Annotated in this window: 20 protein-coding genes; 10 read left to right on the top strand and 10 right to left on the bottom strand. The window is 70.4% G+C overall.

Annotated features, from left to right (window positions below; all coding sequences use genetic code 11):
- Nucleotides 1-2: 2 nt before the first annotated feature.
- The 5 genes from rpsD (at nucleotide 3) to ACFOYY_RS29605 (ending at nucleotide 4,136) form a co-directional block, all read left to right on the top strand.
- Nucleotides 3-629 carry a 30S ribosomal protein S4 gene (gene rpsD / locus ACFOYY_RS29625; protein WP_352015591.1) on the top strand — a complete coding sequence of 209 codons (627 nt, stop codon included), beginning with the start codon at nucleotides 3-5 and terminating at the stop codon, nucleotides 627-629.
- A 98-nt stretch (nucleotides 630-727) separates the two neighbouring features.
- On the top strand, nucleotides 728-1,744 hold the full coding sequence (locus tag ACFOYY_RS29620; protein WP_189246821.1) for a DNA-directed RNA polymerase subunit alpha: 1,017 nt from the start codon (nucleotides 728-730) through the stop codon (nucleotides 1,742-1,744).
- A 90-nt stretch (nucleotides 1,745-1,834) separates the two neighbouring features.
- Nucleotides 1,835-2,362: a 50S ribosomal protein L17 gene (rplQ, locus tag ACFOYY_RS29615; protein ID WP_386194029.1), complete on the top strand. Its 528-nt coding sequence runs from the start codon at nucleotides 1,835-1,837 to the stop codon at nucleotides 2,360-2,362.
- 120 nt (nucleotides 2,363-2,482) lie between these two features.
- Entirely contained in the window at nucleotides 2,483-3,352 is an 870-nt protein-coding gene (gene truA / locus ACFOYY_RS29610) for a tRNA pseudouridine(38-40) synthase TruA (RefSeq protein ID WP_386194026.1), read from the top strand.
- 640 nt (nucleotides 3,353-3,992) lie between these two features.
- On the top strand, nucleotides 3,993-4,136 hold the full coding sequence (locus ACFOYY_RS29605) for a hypothetical protein (RefSeq protein WP_386194023.1): 144 nt from the start codon (nucleotides 3,993-3,995) through the stop codon (nucleotides 4,134-4,136).
- Nucleotides 4,137-4,272: 136 nt separating this feature from the next.
- Here the strand turns inward: ACFOYY_RS29605 and ACFOYY_RS29600 are convergent, their stop codons facing one another.
- Nucleotides 4,273-5,871: a hypothetical protein gene (locus ACFOYY_RS29600; protein ID WP_386194020.1), complete on the bottom strand. Its 1,599-nt coding sequence runs from the start codon at nucleotides 5,869-5,871 to the stop codon at nucleotides 4,273-4,275.
- Nucleotides 5,872-6,382: 511 nt separating this feature from the next.
- Between ACFOYY_RS29600 and ACFOYY_RS29595 the strand changes: the two genes are divergently transcribed.
- Nucleotides 6,383-6,703, top strand: coding sequence for a hypothetical protein (locus ACFOYY_RS29595; protein WP_386194017.1), 321 nt, complete (start codon nucleotides 6,383-6,385; stop codon nucleotides 6,701-6,703).
- Nucleotides 6,704-7,106: 403 nt separating this feature from the next.
- Here the strand turns inward: ACFOYY_RS29595 and ACFOYY_RS29590 are convergent, their stop codons facing one another.
- Both ACFOYY_RS29590 and ACFOYY_RS29585 read right to left on the bottom strand, forming a co-directional pair.
- Nucleotides 7,107-8,153: a hypothetical protein gene (locus tag ACFOYY_RS29590; RefSeq protein ID WP_386194014.1), complete on the bottom strand. Its 1,047-nt coding sequence runs from the start codon at nucleotides 8,151-8,153 to the stop codon at nucleotides 7,107-7,109.
- 36 nt (nucleotides 8,154-8,189) lie between these two features.
- Nucleotides 8,190-8,972 (bottom strand): CAP domain-containing protein, encoded by a 783-nt coding sequence (locus ACFOYY_RS29585; protein WP_386194011.1) that lies wholly within the window; start codon nucleotides 8,970-8,972, stop codon nucleotides 8,190-8,192.
- A gap of 369 nt (nucleotides 8,973-9,341) precedes the next feature.
- On the opposite strand from ACFOYY_RS29585, the gene rplM reads away from it, so the two are divergent.
- From rplM to glmM, 3 genes are all read left to right on the top strand, one after another.
- The gene (gene rplM / locus ACFOYY_RS29580) at nucleotides 9,342-9,785 is read left to right on the top strand and encodes a 50S ribosomal protein L13 (RefSeq protein WP_352015583.1); all 444 of its coding nucleotides are present in this window, start codon (nucleotides 9,342-9,344) and stop codon (nucleotides 9,783-9,785) included.
- Nucleotides 9,786-9,855: 70 nt separating this feature from the next.
- The gene (rpsI, locus tag ACFOYY_RS29575; RefSeq protein ID WP_352015582.1) at nucleotides 9,856-10,377 is read left to right on the top strand and encodes a 30S ribosomal protein S9; all 522 of its coding nucleotides are present in this window, start codon (nucleotides 9,856-9,858) and stop codon (nucleotides 10,375-10,377) included.
- 1 nt (nucleotide 10,378) lies between these two features.
- Nucleotides 10,379-11,734 (top strand): phosphoglucosamine mutase, encoded by a 1,356-nt coding sequence (glmM, locus tag ACFOYY_RS29570; RefSeq protein WP_386194006.1) that lies wholly within the window; start codon nucleotides 10,379-10,381, stop codon nucleotides 11,732-11,734.
- Between the two features lie 254 nt (nucleotides 11,735-11,988).
- Here the strand turns inward: glmM and ACFOYY_RS29565 are convergent, their stop codons facing one another.
- The 7 genes from ACFOYY_RS29565 to ACFOYY_RS29535 form a co-directional block, all read right to left on the bottom strand.
- Entirely contained in the window at nucleotides 11,989-12,969 is a 981-nt protein-coding gene (locus ACFOYY_RS29565) for an AraC-like ligand-binding domain-containing protein (RefSeq protein WP_386194003.1), read from the bottom strand.
- A 312-nt stretch (nucleotides 12,970-13,281) separates the two neighbouring features.
- A complete protein-coding gene (locus ACFOYY_RS29560; protein WP_352015579.1) occupies nucleotides 13,282-13,998 on the bottom strand; it encodes an ABC transporter permease in 717 nt (238 codons plus the stop codon).
- Between the two features lie 3 nt (nucleotides 13,999-14,001).
- Entirely contained in the window at nucleotides 14,002-14,916 is a 915-nt protein-coding gene (locus ACFOYY_RS29555) for an ABC transporter ATP-binding protein (RefSeq protein WP_352015578.1), read from the bottom strand.
- Nucleotides 14,913-15,794, bottom strand: a complete 882-nt coding sequence (locus ACFOYY_RS29550; RefSeq protein ID WP_386193998.1) for an ABC transporter permease — start codon at nucleotides 15,792-15,794, stop codon at nucleotides 14,913-14,915. The genes ACFOYY_RS29555 and ACFOYY_RS29550 overlap by 4 nt, the downstream gene beginning before the upstream one ends.
- A complete protein-coding gene (locus tag ACFOYY_RS29545) occupies nucleotides 15,787-16,707 on the bottom strand; it encodes an ABC transporter ATP-binding protein (RefSeq protein ID WP_362916320.1) in 921 nt (306 codons plus the stop codon). The genes ACFOYY_RS29550 and ACFOYY_RS29545 overlap by 8 nt, the downstream gene beginning before the upstream one ends.
- Before the next feature lie 90 nt (nucleotides 16,708-16,797).
- The gene (locus tag ACFOYY_RS29540; protein ID WP_386193995.1) at nucleotides 16,798-17,763 is read right to left on the bottom strand and encodes a DUF389 domain-containing protein; all 966 of its coding nucleotides are present in this window, start codon (nucleotides 17,761-17,763) and stop codon (nucleotides 16,798-16,800) included.
- Nucleotides 17,764-17,808: 45 nt separating this feature from the next.
- Entirely contained in the window at nucleotides 17,809-18,792 is a 984-nt protein-coding gene (locus ACFOYY_RS29535; RefSeq protein WP_386193992.1) for a DUF418 domain-containing protein, read from the bottom strand.
- Between the two features lie 113 nt (nucleotides 18,793-18,905).
- On the opposite strand from ACFOYY_RS29535, the gene ACFOYY_RS29530 reads away from it, so the two are divergent.
- The gene (locus ACFOYY_RS29530; protein ID WP_386193990.1) at nucleotides 18,906-20,018 is read left to right on the top strand and encodes a sensor histidine kinase; all 1,113 of its coding nucleotides are present in this window, start codon (nucleotides 18,906-18,908) and stop codon (nucleotides 20,016-20,018) included.
- Nucleotides 20,019-20,111: the final 93 nt, after the last annotated feature.

Raw genomic sequence — 20,111 nt, 5'->3', positions numbered from 1 at the left:
AAATGGCTCGTTACACGGGTGCGGACTGCAAGCTCTGCCGCAGGGAGAAGACCAAGCTCTTCCTCAAGGGCAAGAAGTGCGAGTCCGCGAAGTGCCCCATCGAGATCCGTCCTTACCCGCCGGGTGAGCACGGCCGCGGCCGTCCGAAGGAGTCTGAGTACCAGCTCCAGCTTCGTGAGAAGCAGAAGACCCGCCGCATCTACGGCGTCCTCGAGAAGCAGTTCCACAACTACTACGAGGAAGCCAACCGCAAGTCCGGCAAGACCGGCGAGAACCTCCTCCAGATCCTGGAGAGCCGTCTCGACAACGTGGTCTACCGCGCCGGCTTCGCCGAGTCCCGCGACGCCGCCCGCCAGCAGGTGCGCCACGGCCACATCCTGGTGAACGGCAAGAAGGTCGACATCCCGTCGTACCGCGTGCGTGAGCACGACATCGTCGAGGTGCGCGAGAAGGCCCGCAACCTTCTGCCCTACGAGGTGGCCCGCGCCACCGCCGGTGACAAGACCTACCCGGCCTGGCTGGGTGTCGCTCCCGAGGCTCTGCGCGTGCTGGTCCACCAGCTCCCGGTCCGTCAGCAGATCGACACGCAGGTCCAGGAGCAGCTGATCGTCGAGCTCTACTCCAAGTAGTGGCTTCGAGGGTGCCGTACGGTTCGCCGTACGGCACCTATGCTGTTTATCCGAGCGACGTCAAATAGCGGGCGTCGCCATGCAGGGGGAGTTTCCACATGCTGATCGCTCAGCGTCCCACTCTCCTCGAGGAATCCCTTGAGGAGACCCGCTCCAAGTTCGTCATCGAGCCGCTGGAGCCGGGCTTCGGTTACACCATCGGCAACTCGCTGCGGCGCACGCTGCTGTCGTCCATCCCGGGCGCGGCCGTGACCAGCATCCGCATCGAGGGCGTGCTGCACGAGTTCTCCACGGTTCCCGGGGTCAAGGAGGATGTCACCGACATCATCCTGAACCTCAAGGAGCTGGTCGTCTCCTCCGAGCACGACGAGCCCGTGGTCATGTACCTGCGCAAGCAGGGCCCCGGTGACGTCACCGCCGCCGACATCGCGCCCCCGGCCGGTGTCGAGGTGCACAACCCCGAGCTGCGCATCGCCACGCTGAACGGCAAGGCGAAGCTGGAGATGGAGCTGACGGTCGAGCGTGGCCGTGGCTACGTCTCCGCCGCGCAGAACAAGCAGCCCGGCCAGGAGATCGGTCGCATCCCGATCGACTCCATCTACTCGCCGGTCCTCAAGGTCACCTACAAGGTCGAGGCGACCCGTGTCGAGCAGCGCACGGACTTCGACCGACTGATCCTGGACGTCGAGACCAAGCCCTGCATGAAGCCCCGCGACGCGGTGGCCTCCGCGGGCAAGACCCTCGTTGAGCTGTTCGGCCTGGCCAGGGAGCTCAACGTCGAGGCCGAGGGCATCGACATCGGCCCGTCGCCGACGGACGCGGCCCTGGCCGCCGACCTGGCGCTGCCGATCGAGGAGCTGAACCTCACCGTCCGCTCCTACAACTGCCTCAAGCGCGAGGGCATCCACACCGTGGGTGAGCTCGTGGCCCGCAGCGAGCAGGACCTCCTGGACATCCGCAACTTCGGTGCCAAGTCCATCGAAGAGGTCAAGCAGAAGCTGCACGAGATGTCGCTCGCGCTGAAGGACTCCCCGCCCGGATTCGACCCGAGCGCGGTGGCCGGTGGCGGCTACGACGATGACGACAGCGCCTACGTCGAGACCGAGCAGTACTGATTTTCATCTGACGGGGGCCGGCCGACCGGCCCCCGGCCTGACCGCGGTACCTCGTACGGCCGCGGCGGGTTAACTCTCAAGGAGAACGAAATGCCCAGGCCCACCAAGGGTGCCCGTCTCGGCGGCAGCCCGGCTCACGAGCGGCTGATCCTGGCGAACCTCGCCACCCAGCTGTTCCAGCACGGCCGGATCAAGACCACCGAGGCGAAGGCCAAGCGTCTGCGCCCGCTGGCGGAGAAGCTGATCACCAAGGCCAAGAAGGGCGACATGCACAACCGTCGCCAGGTGCTGACGGTCGTGCGTGACAAGAGCGTCGTGCACCACCTGTTCACCGAGATCGCGCCGACGTTCGCCGAGCGTCCCGGTGGCTACACCCGCATCACGAAGGTCGGCCTCCGTAAGGGCGACGCCGCCCCCATGGCCGTCATCGAGCTGGTGTCCGAGCCGCTGAACACGGTCACCACCACCCGCCAGGCCCCGGCCGCGGCTCCCGCCTCCACGGAGGAGCCGAAGGCCGAGGAGACCTCCGCGGTCGAGGCCGCCGAGGCTCAGGCGGAGGAGGCCCCCGCGGCCGAGGCTCCCGCCGAGGAGACCGAGGGCAAGAAGGACAACGCCTGATCTTCCAGGCTCTCCGGACGGGTCCGGCTTCCTCCACACCGGAGGTGCCGGGCCCGTTCTTCTTTTCCCGGGTCCTCCCGGGGTTCTTTCACCCGGGGTTCTCTCAGGAGGGACGACATCGTGGTACGGCTGCGCCTTGACCTCGCCTACGACGGCACCGGCTTCTCAGGCTGGGCTCGGCAGCCGGGGCGCAGGACGGTCCAGGGGGAGATCGAGGAAGCGCTCGGCAAGGTCTTCCGGTTGCCGGAGCCCCCGTCGCTGACCGTGGCGGGACGGACCGACGCCGGAGTGCACGCCAGAGGACAGGTGGCCCACGTCGATCTGGAGCCCGAGGTGTTCGGCGCGCTGGACAGCAGGTACCAGGCGGTTCCCCTTGAGGATCCGGTCGCCGACCGGTTGCCCGTCCTGATCAGGCGGCTGGCCGGGATCCTGCCCGCCGACGTCAGGGTCCACCGGGTCACCGTGGCCCCCGAGGGCTTCGACGCCCGCTTCTCCGCGATGTCGCGACGCTACGCCTACCGGGTCTGCGACGCCCCCGGCGGGGGCGACCCGCTGCGCCGTCACGAGGTCGTCTGGTATCCCCGCCCTCTCGACCTGGACCGGCTCAACGCCGCCGCGTCGGCGCTGCTGGGCGAGCACGACTTCGCGGCCTTCTGCAAGAAGCGCGAGGGCGCGACCACGATCCGTGAGCTCCAGCGGCTCGACTGGGTCAGGGAGGGGGACCTGCTGGTGGCGACGGTCGTCGCGGACGCCTTCTGCCACTCGATGGTCAGGGCGCTGGTCGGGTCGCTGCTGCCGGTCGGGGAGGGGCGCCTGCCGGTCGACTGGCCGGGGCAGGTGCTGACGCGTGCCGTACGGGACTCGGCGGTGCATGTCGCGCCCGCGCACGGTCTGTGCCTTGAGGAGGTGCGTTACCCGGAGGGGGAGGCGCTGGCGCGCCGGGCGGCGCTGACCCGGCGGGTGCGCACGCTCGGAGCCTCCGAGGCGTGATCCGGTCGCCCGGCCGTACGGCGGGCGCGATCTGGTCGGGGCCGTGAGGTCTCGGGTGAACCGCGTCGTTCGTCGCGGTCGGTCGCGGGGCCGGCGCCTGCGATCTGTTGACGGTGGGGACGTGATCGGCTCCGGTTGCGTTCGCCGTGGTCCGGTCGGCCGGGCCGGGTTCATCGACCGTCCCTCATGACCGCCCTGGGAAGCACCGGGCTCGCGTCGGTCCGGCCGGAGGCCGTCAGGGTGGTCCACGCGGTGACTTCGTCCCTGTCGCGATCGGAGAACCGTTGCTGTACGGCGGCAGCCGGTCGGACGTGCGGTCGCCGGCTTTCGCCCGCCTCAGGGACTCAGATGGTCCGGCGGCGAGGCGGAACCACGCGATGACGAGGTGATCTGTCATGGAGACTTCGGGCCGTGGAACATCGTCTGGCAGGGTGAACGCCCGTGGGAATCCTGGACTGGGACTACGTCCGGCCCAGGCCGCGACTGCACGACATCGCCTACGCGCTGGAATACGTCGCGCCGTTCCGCGACGACGCCGAATGCCTGCGCTGGCTGCGTTATCCCACGCCCCCCGACCGGCGTCACCGCCTGGAGCTTTTCGCCACGGCCTACGGCCTGACCTCGACCACGGGTCTGATCGATGCGGTCATCGACGTTCAACGAGACGTCATCGAGCAGGTACGCCGGCCACCAACCCCAAGCCCACTGGGTCGCCGACGGCTTCCTCGACGAGGCGGGCAGACGGCTGGCATGGAGCCGAGCCAACCGCCACCTGCTCGAATAGCACGATCGACGACCGCAGCGCGGGGCGGCATCCGTCACCCGCGACCGTCCCGCGCGTGCTGCCTGGCCGTACGGCGGGCGCTGTCCTCAGGGGTGGCCCGCTCTTCAGGGGCGGTCTGCCGTGTGACCGGTGCCGGTCAGCTGGTTATACGGCGTTCGATGACCTTGGCGGTCTCGTCGCGGAAGGCGCCGCTGACCTTGCCCAGGTGCTTCTCCTTGGCCGTCGGGGTGTGGCCGTCGCTGAAGGTGGCGTAGCTGAAGACGATGTAGCGCCCCCAGACCAAGCCGGCGGCGTAGCCGCCCGCGATGCCGACGCGCTCGGCTCCGCTGCCCGAGCCTCCCGGCAGGCCACGGAACCACAGGTTGCTGCCCAGGTTCTTCGTCCGGTCGACCTCGACGGCCGACTGCAGGGTGGGCAGTACCGCGATTCCCGTGGTCACGGCGTACTTGCGTTTGCTGTCGACGTACGTGGCCCGAAGCACCTGGCGGCAGTCCTGGGTGGCCAACGTGTTGGCGAACCTGCCCGCCGCGGCCTCGTCACACTTGTCGGTCACCTCAGTCTTGACCCGGACGAATGTGGCACCGGCCAGGGTCACCTTCTTGGTGAAGGCGTCGGCCACGGTCATCTTGCCCGGGTCTGTCTTCTCGGAGTTGAGGATCTCGGTCTTGATCGGGTCAGGCTCGGGAGGGGCGTTCGGGTCGTCGGTGGGTTCGACGGGCGGGGCGGTGGGGGCCGGGGTCTCCGCGCTGGCCGACCGCCTGGCGTTGAACGACTGGTAGGCGAAGAAGGCCCCGGTGCCGGTACCGCCGACCACGACGGCGACCACGGCCGCGAGCAGGACCGTGTTGACGCGCTTGCGCGGCGGAGCGGTGGGGAGCGGCGGAATCTCCTGGACGACCGCGGACGGTGGGGTGAACGGCCCACGCTCGACCTCGGCCGGCGGGCGCGGGGCCGACGGCCTGCCAGGAGGGGGATTGCCCGCCGGGGCGGCGAGCGGCGCCGTGACCACCGGTATGCCCCTGGGCGGGGTCGGATGGTCGCCCTGCTCCGGAGGCGGGGCCGACGTCCTGTCGATCACACCGGGCGCGTCGGCCCCCAGGGGAACGGGAGCCTGGTCCGGCGCGGCGTTCCCCACCGGGGGCGGGCCTTCGAGGCCGGGGGCCTCCTGTTCCCGCCCCTGAACGGGAGGTTGGGGGGCGGCGTCCGGCCCGGGCGCCGGGGAGCCGGAGTTGTCCTGCGCGCGCCCACGACGCACGGGGAGCGGGGCCTGGTCGCTCTTGCGGACCCTGACGGTGCTCTCGTCGTCGGCGATTGCGCCCTGTGGCGTCTCGTTCTCGGCGCCCTCGGTCCAGACAGGCTCTCCGGAGGCCGCGGGCCACCGCGAGGCGTCGTTGGGGTCCTGTCCCGGGGAGGGCCACACCTGCATCCCCGCGGCGGCGGCCGTGAAGGCCGGAGGAGGCTGCCAGGACGGCGCGTCGGGCTCGACCGGCGCCGCCGTCGGCGGGCGGTCCTCCTGCTGGGGCTGCGGAGGCGCGCCGGGCGGGGTGCCCTGCGGGGACGTGTTGAACGGGGTGTTCTGCCAGGACTGCGGGGGCGTGTCGCGCGGAGCGTCCTGCCAAGGCTGGGAAGGGGCGTTGACGGGGCCGCTCTGCGGTGGCGTGCCCCAGGAGAGCGGCGGTCCCGCCGGTTCGGCCGGAGGAGCCCACGGTGTCTGGCCCTGTGGTTCTCCGGTCACGGGACCCCATGGCTGCGGCCCCGGCGGCGCGGGCGGCGCGGCGGGGACGGGAGAGGCCCCAGGCGGTGATTCAGGACGTGGTTCAGGCAGCGGTCCGGGCGGGGCCCACGGCTGGGCCGGAGGGCCACCGGGGACGGGCGGTGCCTGCCACGTGGGTCCCTGCTGGGCGGGTGGTGTGTTCCAGGGCGGTCCTGGAGGCTGGGCCGGCGCGGGCCCCGGCTGACCTGCGGGGGACCACGGCGCGGGACCGGCCTGGACGGGGGGCTGCCCCTGTGACGCGTACGGGATGGGGGCCGGGCCTTGAAGGTCGGTTCGTCCCTGCGGCACGTACGGGGTGGGGGTCGGCCCCTGTGGTGTGTTCGGGACAGGGATCTGTCCCTGGGGGGCGATCTGAGCGGAGTGCTGTCCTTGCGGCGCGTTCGGGACGGGAGGCTGCCCCTGGAGGACAGGCCGGTCCTGCGGTCCTGATGGTTCCTGAGGTCCGGCCTGAGAGGGCGGCGGTCCTGGACGCGTGTCGGGAGCCGGGGGGGTCCAGGAAGGCGGGGCGCCCCACGACGGCGGAGCGGCCGGGCCGGACGGCTCACGGGAGGCGGCGGGGCCGCTCCATGGCCGGGTCGGCGGCTCTTCGCGGGAGTTGTTCCACGGTGGGGCGGGTTCCCCGGGGGCCGCCGACGGCTGTGGAGGCAGGCCGGAGGCACCGTTCGGGTCTCCCTGCCCGGGGTTCTCGGTCCAGGAGATGACGGCGGGCACCGCGGGGGAGCCGTCCGGCCACGGCCGGGCCGGAGGCTCCCCGGTCCCCCCGGGAGGGGAGACGCCGGGGCCGTACGGCTGAGCGGTCCCGCCCGGGTGCCGTCCTTCCTGCCGGGCACCGGGCCACGGGGTGGGAAGGTCGTCCTCGGGGTCGGAGAACCAGTCGTAGGGCGTGCCGCCGTCGCCGGGCACCACCCATGGCTGGGCGGCTCCCGGCGAGGACTCCGGCCATGCCGGAGACTCGCGGAGCTGGTCGTCACCTGTGAGGTCTGTCCGCGGCACGTGCGGCGAAGGCTGACCGAAACTCGGCGGGGGCGTCGCCGGTGCGGCCGAACCGTCGGCTTCGCGCTTGTGCTCGGACCCGGATTCCTGGCCACGCATAGGTGGAAGAGTAGCGACAGCCAGAGATCATCATGTGGGTATGGGTGTTCCTGGCCGGATCGCCCGCCAGTTTTATCCGGGGAAGTTGCCGTATGAACCTTTGGTCAGGGGCGCTTTCCGGTCAGCGAACGGGATTCGAGGGCCGGGGTCACGGTGGCGTCCACGGTTCCGAAGGCCGCCTGGTTGAGCCGCTTGACCTCGGACTTCTTGGGCAGGTGGCCGTCCTTGAACTGGAACCAGACCATCACGGCGTAGTGCCCGTGCCGCCACCCTCCGGCGAACGCCTCGCCGGAGCCGAGAGATTTGGTGACCTTGTCCTTACCGGGCAGCGCCTTGAGGTACTCCTTGCGCGACTTGCCCGCCCCCGCCGAGACGACCTTGGCAGCCGCGGCCGACGTCTTGAGGTTGGCGACGCCCACGGTTCCGATGATCTTCCCGGAGGCGTCGCGGAAGCTGGCCCGCAGCAGCTGGGTGCACTTGCCCGCCGCCAGCGCCTTCTGGAGCTTGTCGCCGACCACGGCGTCCTTGCACTTCTTGTCCACCCTGCGGACCGTCATCAGATAGCTGCGGCCGCCGTAGGAGACCTTCTTGCGAGGGAACAGCTCGTTGAGCGTGAGCGCGTACGGATCGGTCTTTCGGGCGGCCGCGAAGCCGAACTTGCCGCCGGGAGGCTGGGGGACGACCGGGGCGCTTGAGCTCCGTGTGGGGGCGGCCGTGCCGGGGGAGGGCGTGGAGTCGGAGTTCACGAGCATGGTGAGGCCGACGCCACCCGCGACGAGCACGGCGAGCGCGCCCAGCACGACGTACAGCGGCCGCCGCGAGCGCGGACCCTCGTCGTACGGGCTCCACATCTTCTGCCCCCGCGACATCTTCTGGCCCCGTGCCGGGGGCTCGGGGGCGGAGGGGCCGGAGGCGTCGGGGGCCGGTGCGGGAGGCCGTGCCCCCGGAAGGGGGCCCGGCACGGTGCCGGGGGCGGAGGTGCGTCCGGGGGCCGTGCCGTACGGCGGCGTCTCGGCGGGGCGCTCTCCCGTGCCGGGGCCCTGCGGAGCGGGGTCGAACCAGTGCTCTCCCCGTGCGGGCGGGACCTGAGCCTCAGGGCCATCAGGCTGGACGTACGGCTGGCGGCGCGGCGGTTCCCCGGGAAAACCCATGCCGCAGAGACTAGCCCGCTCCCCGGGCCGGTTCACTCAGGAGTAGCCGAAGTCCTGAGTCCACCAGGGGCCGCTGATACCGCCCATCACGCCCACCCCGGTCGCCTTGAGCGAGCAGTTGAGGATGTTGCCCCGGTGGCTGGTGCTGGCCAGCCAGCCCCGTACCGCGTCGGCGGCCGTGGCGAAGCCCCGGCCGATGTTCTCCGCGCCTCCGTTGCGGTAGCCCGCGTCCTCCATCCGCTGCCAGGGCGAACGTCCGTCGGGGGAGGCGTGGGAGAAGACGTCGCTGGCGGCCATCTCGGCGGAGTGGGCCCTGGCCGACTGGACGAGCCGCCTGTCGACCCGGAACGGCGCGCATCCTGCCCGCCTGCGCTGGACGTTGACGAGCCTGACGAACTCCCTCTCCAGGGAGCTCAGCGGGGCGGCGGAGGTGACGGTGTTCTCCCTGCCGCCGATGTTCTGGTTGTCCCCGCCGATGATGTAGCGAGGGCCGTTGTCGGTGCCGAGGTCGTCGAGGGGGGCCCGGGGCAGGTTGGTGGCGCGGGGACTCGGGGACGTGTTCGGCCTCGCGGGAGAGGGGGTGGGACGGATGACCCGCCCGAGAAGGGGACGGCCGGCGGAGTATCCCTGTTCGGCGGAGACCGTCTGCGTCGGTCGTGCCGGTCCCGCGTTGTTCAGATAGATCTTCGGGGTTTCCTCGTCACGGCTTCCCCGCCCGATGAGATACCCCAGGAGCAGCACCGTCATCAGGCAGGCGAACAGCCCCATACGGCGCAGACCGGTCCGCTGGGTGTCGCGAAGGTGAGGGAGCTGCCACATTCCGCTGCCAAAGATAGAGATGTTTGTGCTGAGGAAGAAGAGAATGTCAAGAACGTGTTGGAACCGTTCTATGAAGAACGAGAAGACCGATCGTGGCGGTGGTCCGGCGGGGTGACGCCGTACGGGTAGACTGCTCGGGGACACCGGTGGGACGCGGCCTGGTTTTGACCCGTGCTCGTCCGCGCCGGTACCCTGCTAGTTCGTTGTGTGCGAATTGGTCCCCTCGGTGGACCGATGCGCGGCGCGTCCGGCGTCATCTCCTGCGTCTTGGGAGACGGAAGGTCCGGGCTGTCGTGTGCCCGCACCTACCGACCATGTTGCTGTCATCTCCGACAGCGCCGAAGACGCGAGCAAAGAAGGCATACGACCGTGCGCACGTACACACCCAAGCCTGCCGAAGTCGAGCGTCAGTGGTTCATCATCGACGCCACCGACATCGTGCTTGGCCGGCTGGCCAGCCACGTCGCGATCCTGCTCCGCGGTAAGCACAAGCCGATCTTCGCCAACCACGTCGACACCGGTGACTTCGTCATCGTCATCAACGCCGACAAGGTCGCGCTGACCGGCAACAAGCTTGAGCAGAAGAAGGCGTACCGTCACTCGGGCTACCCCGGTGGCCTGCGTTCGATGACCTACGGCGAGCTCATGGAGAAGCGTCCCGACCGCGCCATCGAGAAGGCCGTCAAGGGCATGCTCCCCAAGAACGCCCTCGGCCGGAAGATGATCAAGAAGCTCAAGGTCTACTCGGGTTCCGAGCACCCGCACCAGGCTCAGCGCCCGACCCCCTTCGAGCTCACCCAGATCGCCCAGTAGCCACCGGCTGACTATCGCCAGCAGCGTTGGCCGGACGGCCTGCGCCAAGAAGGAAAGTAAGAGGAGAACCGTGGCTGAGCCCACCGGTGTCGAGACGCCCATCGAGGGCGAGCAGGAAACGTACTCCACGGAGGAGTTCCCCTCCGAGTACACCTCCGAGTCCACTGTCAGCGGCGAGGCCGCCGTCCGTAAGCCCATCACCACGGGCAACTCCTACGGCACCGGCCGCCGCAAGGAGGCCGTCGCCCGTGTCCGCATTGTGCCGGGCACCGGCAAGTGGACGATCAACGGCCGTCCGCTCGACGTCTACTTCCCGAACAAGGTCCACCAGCAGATCGTCAACGAGCCCTTCGTGACGCTCGGCGCCGAGGACCAGTTCGACGTCATCGCCCGCATCGACGGCGGCGGCGTCACCGGCCAGGCCGGTGCCCTGCGCATGGGCCTGGCCCGCGCGCTGGCCATCCTGGACGTCGAGGTCAACCGCGCCCCGCTGAAGAAGGCCGGCTTCCTGACCCGTGACGCCCGCGCCACCGAGCGCAAGAAGTACGGCCTCAAGAAGGCCCGTAAGGCTCCGCAGTACAGCAAGCGTTAAGTTGGGGCGCCTTTTCGGCACCGACGGGGTACGTGGGGTCGCGGGTCGCGACCTCACGGCCGAGCTCGCCATGGACCTGTCCGTGGCGGCCGCTCATGCCCTCGGCGATGCCGGGGCGTTCAACGCCAGCGTCGGGCGGCGTGGCCGCCCGGTCGCCGTCGTGGGCCGGGACCCGCGGGCTTCAGGAGAGTTCCTGGAGGCTGCTGTGGTCGCCGGCCTTGCGTCGTCTGGCGTGGATGTTCTCCGGCTCGGCGTGCTGCCAACCCCGGCGGTCGCGTATCTGACCACGGCTCTCGGAGCCGACATGGGCGTGATGATCTCCGCCTCCCACAATCCCGCTCCGGACAACGGGATCAAGTTCCTCACCCGCGGCGGCTACAAGCTGCCCGACGCGGTGGAGAACGAGATCGAGGAACGGCTCGGCGAGAAGTGGGACCGCCCCGTCGGCTCGGACGTCGGCCGTGTCCGCGAGGCGTACGGCGAGGCCGACCGTTACGTCTCCCACCTGCTGTCCACCGTCTCCGGCCGGTTGGACGGCCTGAACATCGTCCTCGACTGCGCGCACGGGGCCGCCCACATGGTGGCGCCCGAGGCACTGCGCAGAGCCGGGGCGACCGTCGAGACCATCGGGACCCGTCCTGACGGTCTCAACATCAACGCGGGCTGCGGTTCGACCCACCTGGACAAGCTCCAGCAGGTCGTGGTCTCCAGAGGGGCGGACGTCGGCATCGCCTACGACGGGGACGCCGACCGCTGCCTGGCGGTCTCGCACACCGGAGAGGTCGTCGACGGCGACCAGATCATGGCGGTCCTCGCCACCTCCATGCACGCGGAGGGCAAACTGGTCGGCGACACCGTGGTGGCCACGGTGATGTCCAACCTGGGCTTCAAGATCGCGATGCGGAACGCGGGCATCGACGTGATCGAGACGGCCGTCGGTGACCGTTACGTGCTCGAAGCCATGCGGGCCGGTGGTTACAACCTCGGTGGGGAGCAGTCGGGACACGTCCTGCTGCTCGACCACGCCACCACGGGGGACGGTCTGCTGACCTCACTCCACCTGCTGTCGGTCGTGGCCCGTACGGGCAGGCCGTTGGCCGAGCTCGCCTCGGTGATGACCCGGCTCCCGCAGATCCTGGTCAACGTCAAGGATGTGGACCGCGCCAAGGCCTCCGCGCCCGAGTTGTCCGCGGCGGCCGCCGCGGTCGAACTGGAGCTGGGGGAGAACGGACGGGTGCTGATCCGTCCGAGCGGCACGGAACCCATGATCCGTGTCATGGTCGAGGCCTCCTCCGCGGAGCAGGCCGAGCGGATGGCGGGCCACCTGGCCGACGTCGTCCGTACGGCCTGCGTCTGAGGGATGTGACGGCCGGTCCGTGAGGGCCGGAGCCGTGGCGATCGTNNCGGCGTTTCGCCGTTCACGGGGGTGCGCCGCCGGATCGCCGTGCCGTCCGGGGCTCTTTCGCGGACTTTCTTGTTTCGCTTTCCCAAGGGCCGTGTTCCGGTACTTGAGGTGTTCCGTGGCACGCCATGGGACTGGTTTTTCGGTTCATCGCTGATATGTCATCGATGGATTCCGCGATTGTCGTTGGCGATTTCTGCGCCTTCGGGTCACGGCCACGCCACGGCCCGTTCGGACGATGAGCGGTGGCCGATCGGGGAGACGCCGTAGGCGGCGCGGAAGGCACGGCTGAAGTGGGCGCTGCTGGCGAAGCCCCAGCGGGCGGCGATGAGGTGGATCGGCTGGGAGCGCAGGGCGGGATCGGCCAGGTCGCGGTGGCAGTGCTCCAGGCGGCGTTGGCGGATCCAGGCGGCCACGGTCAGGCCCTGTTCCTGGAAGAGCTGGTACAGGTGGCGCACGGAGATCTGGTGGGCGGAGGCGATGGCCTCGGCGCCCAGCGTGGGATCACCGAGGTTGCGCTGGATGAAGGCGTGGATGCGCTTCTGCAGCACCTGCCGGTCGGTCTCCGGCGGCAGGACGGTGTCGAGGTGGTGGGCGCACACCGCGGCGAACAGGTCCACGGTGACGGCAGAAAGGCGGGTGGCGTCGGCTGCGGTGTAGCCGGAGGTGTGCTGTACCAGCGCCTCCAGGTGGTGGCGTAGCAGGGCGCCGACACCGTCACGGGCGGGCAGCAGGGTGGCGGCGAGAGAGGTGAGCCTGTCGGCGGGTAACGGGAGCACGGCCTTGGGGATCTGTAGGACGACGCCCTCGAAGCTGCCGGTGTGGTCGGCGACGATACGGCCGTGATAGGGGTGCGAGGTGTCGCAGAACGACATCTCCCAGGGGCCGGCGGTCGTCTGCCTGTCGAACTGGGTCGTCTGTGTCGCGCCACGCCGGGCGAACGAAAGGCAGTACGTTTCGGGGTCGGACCGGCGGACCAGCGCGGAGGTGCGGTACAGACGCAGGGGCGGGCAGGTCATCACGTGCACCTGCACCGGGCCGAGGGCGAGCACGTGTGTGGTGGCGCGGAAGTCGGCCTCCTGGTCGCTGCGCGCCAGGACGGGCACCAGGGCCCGCGACGTCGTCTCGTGCCACCGGGCGAACCGGTCGGAGGCGGGGAGCTCCTCGGTGCGGAGCACGGTCCCGATCATCGCCGGTTCTCCGCGTGGCGTTTCGTACCTGTCGAAAGAAGTGTTACCGGTCCCTCGTTTTCACCGATGTACACGAAACAGGCCCCTTCGCATCTCAGATTCTGCGGGTTACCACACTGGTTGGATGCGGGCGACCGATGGATTGTTGGGAGAACCGGAACATCCGGGCCTGCCCGGCCTCTGCGGCGGCATGATGACACGGAGAGAAGGGCCCCACTCGTGGACCGTCCCGGGACGGCTCGCAAGTGGGGTCCGGTTGTGCGTCAGGGACCCTGGCCCGTCGACGGTTCCGGCAGGCCTCGCAGGGGTCGCCTACTCGTCGCCGGTCAGGGAGAAGGAGCGTAGGCGCTGGCCCGCCCAGAGGACGGCTCCGGCGGTGATCAGCAGGAGGGCGGTCGCGGCGAAGCCGATGGTGAGGTCGCTGGACAGGAACGACGAGGACGAGACCTGGTCGGCGACGGTCTGCGCCCACTGCTGGATGGAGTATCTCCTGGCACCGGGGACGAAGTTGCCGACCACGCCCTCCCAGATGAGCGCGTAGGCGATGCCGACCGTCACCGCGTGCCTGGTCAGGACGCCGAGCAGCATGAACAGCGCCGCGTAGGCGAAGCCCCCGGCCAGGGCGCCGATCGCGAAGCCGAACGCGATGCCGGACTCGAAGCCGACCAGCAGGTAGGCCGCGACGAGGGTCGGCACGGCGGCGAACACCGCCAGGACCGAGGCGGCGACGAGGAACTTGGTCCGCGCGACGGCCGGGCGGGAGATCGGCTTGGACAGCAGGTGGACGATCGTTCCGTCGTCGATCTCGGGGGCGATCACACCGGTCCCGGCGATCAGGCCGAGCAGGGGCAGGATGGCGCCGAGGGCGAACTTCTGCATGAACTCGACCGCGATCCGCTCGCTTCCGCCGCTGATCATCCGCAGCAGTACGGCCAGGGCGATCAGCAGGACCGGCAGCAGGACCAGCAGCCAGATCCTTCTGCGGCCGAGCAGCGCGCGGTAGGAGATTCCGGCGATGACAGCGTTCATGGGTCAGCTGCTCCTGTTGATCAGGTAGGAGAAGACGCTCTCCAGGTCTTCGTCGGCGGGGGAGATCTGCCAGATCCGCACGTCCGCGTCCCTGGCGACCCTGGGCAGCAGCCAGGTGAACCGCCGGAAGTCGACCGCCTGCACCTCAAGGCCCGTCTGGGTGAGGGAGACCGAACTGGAGGAACCGTCGGCGATGAGGGCCGAGGCCAGCCGTCTGTCGTCGCTCGACCGGACCCGGAACACGTGGGGCCGGTCGGTCATCCTGCGGCGGATCTCACGGAAGTCGCCGGTGGCCGCGTGGCGGCCCGCGACCAGCACCTCGATGTGCTGGGCGACCCGCTCGACCTCCTCCAGGATGTGCGAGCTGAACAGGATGGTCTTGCCCGCGGCGCCCATGGCGCGCACCAGGTCCATCAGGTGCATGCGCTGACGTGGGTCCATGCCGTTGAACGGCTCGTCGAGCAGCAGCACCTGAGGGTCGTGCACGAGCGCGGCGGCGACCTTGATCCGCTGGCGCATGCCCTTGGAGTAGGTCTCGATCCTGCGTTCGGCGGCGGTCTCCATCTCGACCGTGGCGACGGCCTTGCGGGCGGCGCCCTCGGGGTCGGACAGCCGGTGGAGCCTGGCGCTGGACAGCACGAACTCCCAGCCGGTCAGGAAGCCGTAGGCGGCCTCGCGCTCGGGGACCAGGCCGATGGAGCGGTAGACCTCGTGGTTACGCCAGATCTTGACGCCGTCGAGGGTCACGGTGCCGCCGGAGGGGGCCAGGAATCCGGCCATCATGTGCAGCAGCGTGGACTTGCCCGCCCCGTTGGGGCCGAGCAGGCCGGTGACGCCGGGACCGACGGTCATGGTGACGTCGTTGACGGCCACCACGTTGCCGTACCAGCGGGAGACCTGGGCCAGTTCGATGTTCATCGCGCGGCCGCCTTCCGGTAGCGGGTGACCAGGGCGATCACGGACAGGGCGATCAGCGCGACCACCACCAGCGACTGCAGCGCGACGGCGCCGCCACCGCTCGGGTAGACGACGGGGGAGGAGGGGGCGGCACCGAAGATTCCGACGTGCACCGCCGCGTCGACCAGGAAGAACGGGTTGATCATCAACGCCCAGCCGGAGGCGGTGTAGTTGTTCACCGACTCCATGGTCGCCGAGACGAGGGTCGAGACCGCCGAGGTGAGCAGGTAGAACGCGATGACGGAGGCCACCCCGAGGCCGCGGCGCGGGGTGAAGGAGGCGATGGCCACGCCGACGCAGGACAGCAGCAGCGCGTAGACGAACGCCCCGGCCATGGCCGTCAGGTAGTTGCCGGTGGGCGAGGAGCCCGGCATGTCGACGACCAGCTCACCGATGTAGAGCACGGTCAGCGGTACGGCCAGCAGCAGGAACATCGCCGTGACCATCGCCGCGAGCTTCGCGCCGACGTAGTCCCACAGCGTCACCGGGCGGGACAGGTAGAGCGGCAGCACCCGGAAGCGCAGGTCGGGCGCCACGGCGTACGGCGACTGCGAGGCCAGGAAGACCGCCAGCACCGCCTGCATGGTGACGCCGTAGGAGGTGTAGGTCATCACGCTCTGCCGCAGCAGTGCCATGACCGCGATGGAGACGACCGCGGGCAGCATCATGGCGCCCACGATGAGGAAGGGGATGATCTTCGCCCGTGCGGTACGGCCGAGGCCGAACACCCCGCGCAGGCTGTGCACGGCCAGCGCCACGGTGGCGTGCCTGCGGCCGAGCCGTACCCCGTCGTAGTGGCGGTATCCGATGTCGTGGATGACACCCGTCGGCTCAGACATCGGCGGACTCCCTGCTGACCGGCTCTCTGAAGACGTCCTCGATGCGCTGGCGCCCCTGCTCCATGCGGACCAGGCACAGGTCGAGGTCGCAGACGGCGTCGCGGAGCGTGTCGAAGGTCTCCGGCGCGCGGACCTGGACCAGGAGGGCCCGGCCGTGTTCGGCGACGGTCTCGCCCAGCTCGGTCAGGCGGGCGGCCAGCGCCTGGCGGCCCTCCTCGACCTCGACCGTGACCGTCTGGGTGGTCTGGGTGAACTCCGCGATCGAGGAGGAGCGCAGCAGCCTGCCGCCGTCGATCACGATGACGTGGTCGCAGACGCGTTCGAGTTCGCCCAGCAGGTGGGAGGTCACCAGCACGCTGATGCCGAACTCGGTGCCGATCCTGCGGATCAGCGCGAGCATCTCGTCGCGGCCCTGGGGGTCGAGACCGTTGGTCGGTTCGTCGAGGAAGACCAGGCGGGGGTCGTGCACCAGCGCCTGGGCCAGCTTGACCCGCTGCTTCATGCCGGTCGAGTAGCCGCCCATCACGCGGTAGCGCTCCTCGTACAGGCCCACGTGGCGCAGCACGTCGGCGGCGCGCTCTCTGGCGGCCGTACGCGGCAGGCCGGACATCTGCCCCATGTGCACCGTGAACTCGGTGGCGGACACGTCGGGGGGCAGGCAGTCGTGCTCCGGCATGTAACCGACGACCCGGCGGATCTCGGCGCCCTGGGTCGTGGCGTCCATGCCGAGCACCTGCGCCCTCCCCGCGGAGGGGTCGAGCAGGCCCAGCAGGATCTTGATGAGAGTGGACTTGCCCGCGCCGTTGGCGCCGACCAGGCCGGTGACGCCGGGACCCACGCTCACGGTGAGCTGGTCGAGCGCCGTCACCCGGGGAAAGCGTCTGGTTAGTCCCTCGGTGGCGAGGATGGTCATGCTCGGACCCTACCTAGCGGATGGGGGTAATTCCTCACCCACACGGACGAGTGGCGCATCGTCCGAAAGTTCGGTCGGGACGTCTGTCTCTCAGGGCTTTTCCCAGGGTGTCCCCCGGTGGGGCCGCGCGGGCAGCCGTACTCCGAACCTCGCCCAGTAGGCCCGCTGGGCGAGGAGCGTGGCCGTACCGGCGATGATCATGCCCGCGATGTTCACCGCGAGCTGGATGACGGAGGCGGTCATGTCGTCCCAGTGGGCCAGGGAGGCGGCGACCGCGAAGTATCCGGCGGCCGGGACGGTGGTGACCGAGATGAAGACGCCGACCAGGGCGGACGACTTGCCCGCGGTGACCGAGAGCACCCCGGCCGCGCCCGCCAGCAGCGCCACGATGAACGACCACCGGTCGGGTTTGACGATGAACTCGATCTCGTCGTGCCGGCTGAGGCTGGACGGCCCGATCCAGCCGAGTCCCCGGGAGACCAGGGCGCAGGCGAGGGTGACCGCGATGGCGAAGGCGAAGCCGACGGCCAGCGCGCGCAGGGCTCCGGCGATCAGCCGTCCGTCACGGCGCAGCAGGCCGAAGCAGATGGCGGCGACGGCGCCGAACTCGGGACCGAGGACCATCGCGCCGACGATGAGGATCGGTGAGTCGGTGACGACGCCGATGCCCGCGAGTTGGGTGGCGATCGCGAGGAAGGCGAGGAAGGCCCAGGTGATCCTGGACTCGGCGGCGACCCGGGTGGCGAGCTCCGACCAGATCACGGCGTCGTCGCTCTCGCCGGGGGCCTCCTGTTCGGCGCGGTCGGCCGCCTCGGAGATGGACAGGTCGATCTGCTCGGCGGAGATCGAGCCCTCCGCGCGCAGGCCGAGGTGCTGGAGGTGTTCGATCACCTCGTTGGCGGCCTCCCTGGCGACGTCGAACTGGACCAGGTCACCCCTGGGGGAACGGGCCACACCGGGCAGCACGACGAGGTTGGTCACCCCGACGGCGTCGTCGAGCAGCCCGAGCACGTCCTCGGTGTGTCCAGGGGGACTGATCACGCGCAAATGCAGCACGGGGCAACCCTAGTGCGGGCGCCGCGTACCCTCTCGGCACCGTGGTCACGAGGCGCGTAGGGCGGGACGGCGGGCCCAGGTGATCCATCGCCACAGCCACTCGACCGGTCCCTGGCGGTAGTGGCTGAGCCAGAGCGCCGACCACACCCACTGGACGGCGATGATGACGCCCGCGATCGCCAGGACCGTGGCCGTCGACCACTCCTGCGGAACCCCGCCAACCAGACGGGTGGCCGCCAGGACGAGCACGGTGGCGGTCAGGTAGTTGGTCAGCGCCATCCGTCCCAGCGGCGCGAAGACGCTCTCCAGTACGGCCCGCAGCGGCGTCCTGAGCAGCACGAGCGTCCCGCAGACGTACACGCCCGCGATCAGCAGACCCGCCAGCGCCAGGGTGAGGGTGAACCGTACCTCCCTGACCTGCAGCCACACCACGGGCACCGCGAGCACGGCCAGGAGGAGGCCGAGCGCCGCGGGGACCCGGGTCGAGCGCTCGATCCGGTCGGTCACCCCGTACCGGGTCAGCGCGGAACCCAGCAGGAAGAGTCCCGGCACCAGCGAGAACGGCCCACCGGCCAGGGCCGGCGCGCCCGTGAGGAGTACGGCCGCGAGCCCCGCCACCGCCCACCGGGGCAACCAGGTCGAGGGCAGCAGCACCACCAGTCCGACGAGGGCGTAGACGGCCAGGATGTCGCCCTCCCAGAGGAGCAGATGGTGCGCCACCCCCATGGCGAGCAGGGCCAGCAACCTGCGTGTCAGCAGGAGCCGGGGCCGGGCGGTTCGCTCCCCGGCCGAGTTCAGCAGCAGCGAGAACCCGACGCCGAACAGCAGCGAGAAGATCGGATAGAAGCGCTGCTCGACGAACAGACCCAGCCAGAGGTCCGTGGGACTCGCCTGTCCCTCCAGGATGACCGTTCTGCCCGCGTTGGCGATCGGCTGGACGTTGGCCAGCAGGATCCCGCACAGCGCGAATCCGCGGATCACGTCCAGCGCCGCGATCCGCGGACGTCGCTGACGGAGTTCATATGACATGGGGCCTCATCCTGCGGACCACGACCCGCCTCTCACATCGGCGCAAAGCAGGGCCGGAACGGTACTTTCGGCCGGTACCGGCCGGGTGGCCCCCTCTCCTAGCCTTGGACACCGTGCAGGCACCCGATCGGCTCAGGGCGTTGGCCGGCGCCGGGCTCGGCACTGTGTCCGGCATCGTGTTCGCGGCGGCCGTCGCCTTCCAGGCGTACCGGATCGCCGACAGCTGGGGCGCGGGGCACTGGCCGTTGGACGCGGTCACCGGCGCGTCGGTGTGCGCGCTCGCCCTGGCCCGCCGCCGCGACCCGCTCAGGACCGCCGTCGCGGGCCTGACCGTGGCGGCGCTCGCCGTCCTCGTCAGCGGGCTCGTCCACCTGCCGGCGGAACCCGGTCCGGCCGCCTCCCTCGGTCTGGCGGTGCTCGCCGGCTCCGCGGTCAGGACGCTCCCCGTCCGTACGGCCTGCGGCGTCTCCGTCGGGGGCCTGGCCGTGGTGGCGGGCGGTCTCCTGGCTCATCCCGGCTCGGCCGTACCGGTGCTGGGCGGCCTGGTCTGGTTCACCGGCCTGGCGACCGGCCTGACCTTCCGGCTGCTCGCCGTCCGCCGCCGTGCCGTCGTCGAGCGGATACGGCGTGCCGAGCGCCTTGAGCTGGCCAGGGAGCTGCACGACGTCGCCGCCCACCACATCGCCGGCATCGTGCTCCAGGCTCAGGCGGCCCGGCTCGTCACCCGTAAGCACCCGGAGAGGACGGAGGGCTCCCTGGCCGACATCGAGACCGCGGGTTCCGAGGCCCTGGCGGCGACCCGCCGCGTGGTCGGCCTCCTGCGCGACGGCGCTCCCGTCGGCCACGAACGGCTCGACGAACTGGTCGAGGGCTTCGAGGGCCTCAAGGGCCGGGTGCGTCTGCGGCTGGAGGCCGAGCCGTCCGGCTGGCCGCCCGAGGTGAGCGGCACCGTGTACCGGGTCGTACGGGAGTCGCTGACCAACGTCGCCCGGCACGCCCGGCACGCGGGCACGGTCGCCGTCGACATCACCCAGGCGGACGCCGTCGTCACCGTCGAGGTCACGGACGACGCCTCACGGGCGCCCGCCCGCCTTCGTCGTGCCGGGTACGGCCTCATCGGGATGCGCGAACGACTCGAAGCCGTCGGCGGCACCCTGACCGTGGGTCCCCGCCCGGGGCCGGGCTGGTCCGTCCGTGCCACCGTTCCCACGGGTGGACGCCGATGACGTCACCCGCGCCCTCGAAGCCGCCCGCGTTCCCGAGGCCGGCCGCGCTCTCGAAGCGGCTCGCGTTCCCGAGGTCGGCTGCGCTCCTGGAGC

This window comes from Streptosporangium jomthongense, assembly GCF_042650425.1.
Taxonomy (GTDB): domain Bacteria; phylum Actinomycetota; class Actinomycetes; order Streptosporangiales; family Streptosporangiaceae; genus Streptosporangium.
The sequence above is the reverse complement of the archived record's forward strand: the minus strand, read 5'-3'. Positions and strand labels throughout refer to the sequence as shown.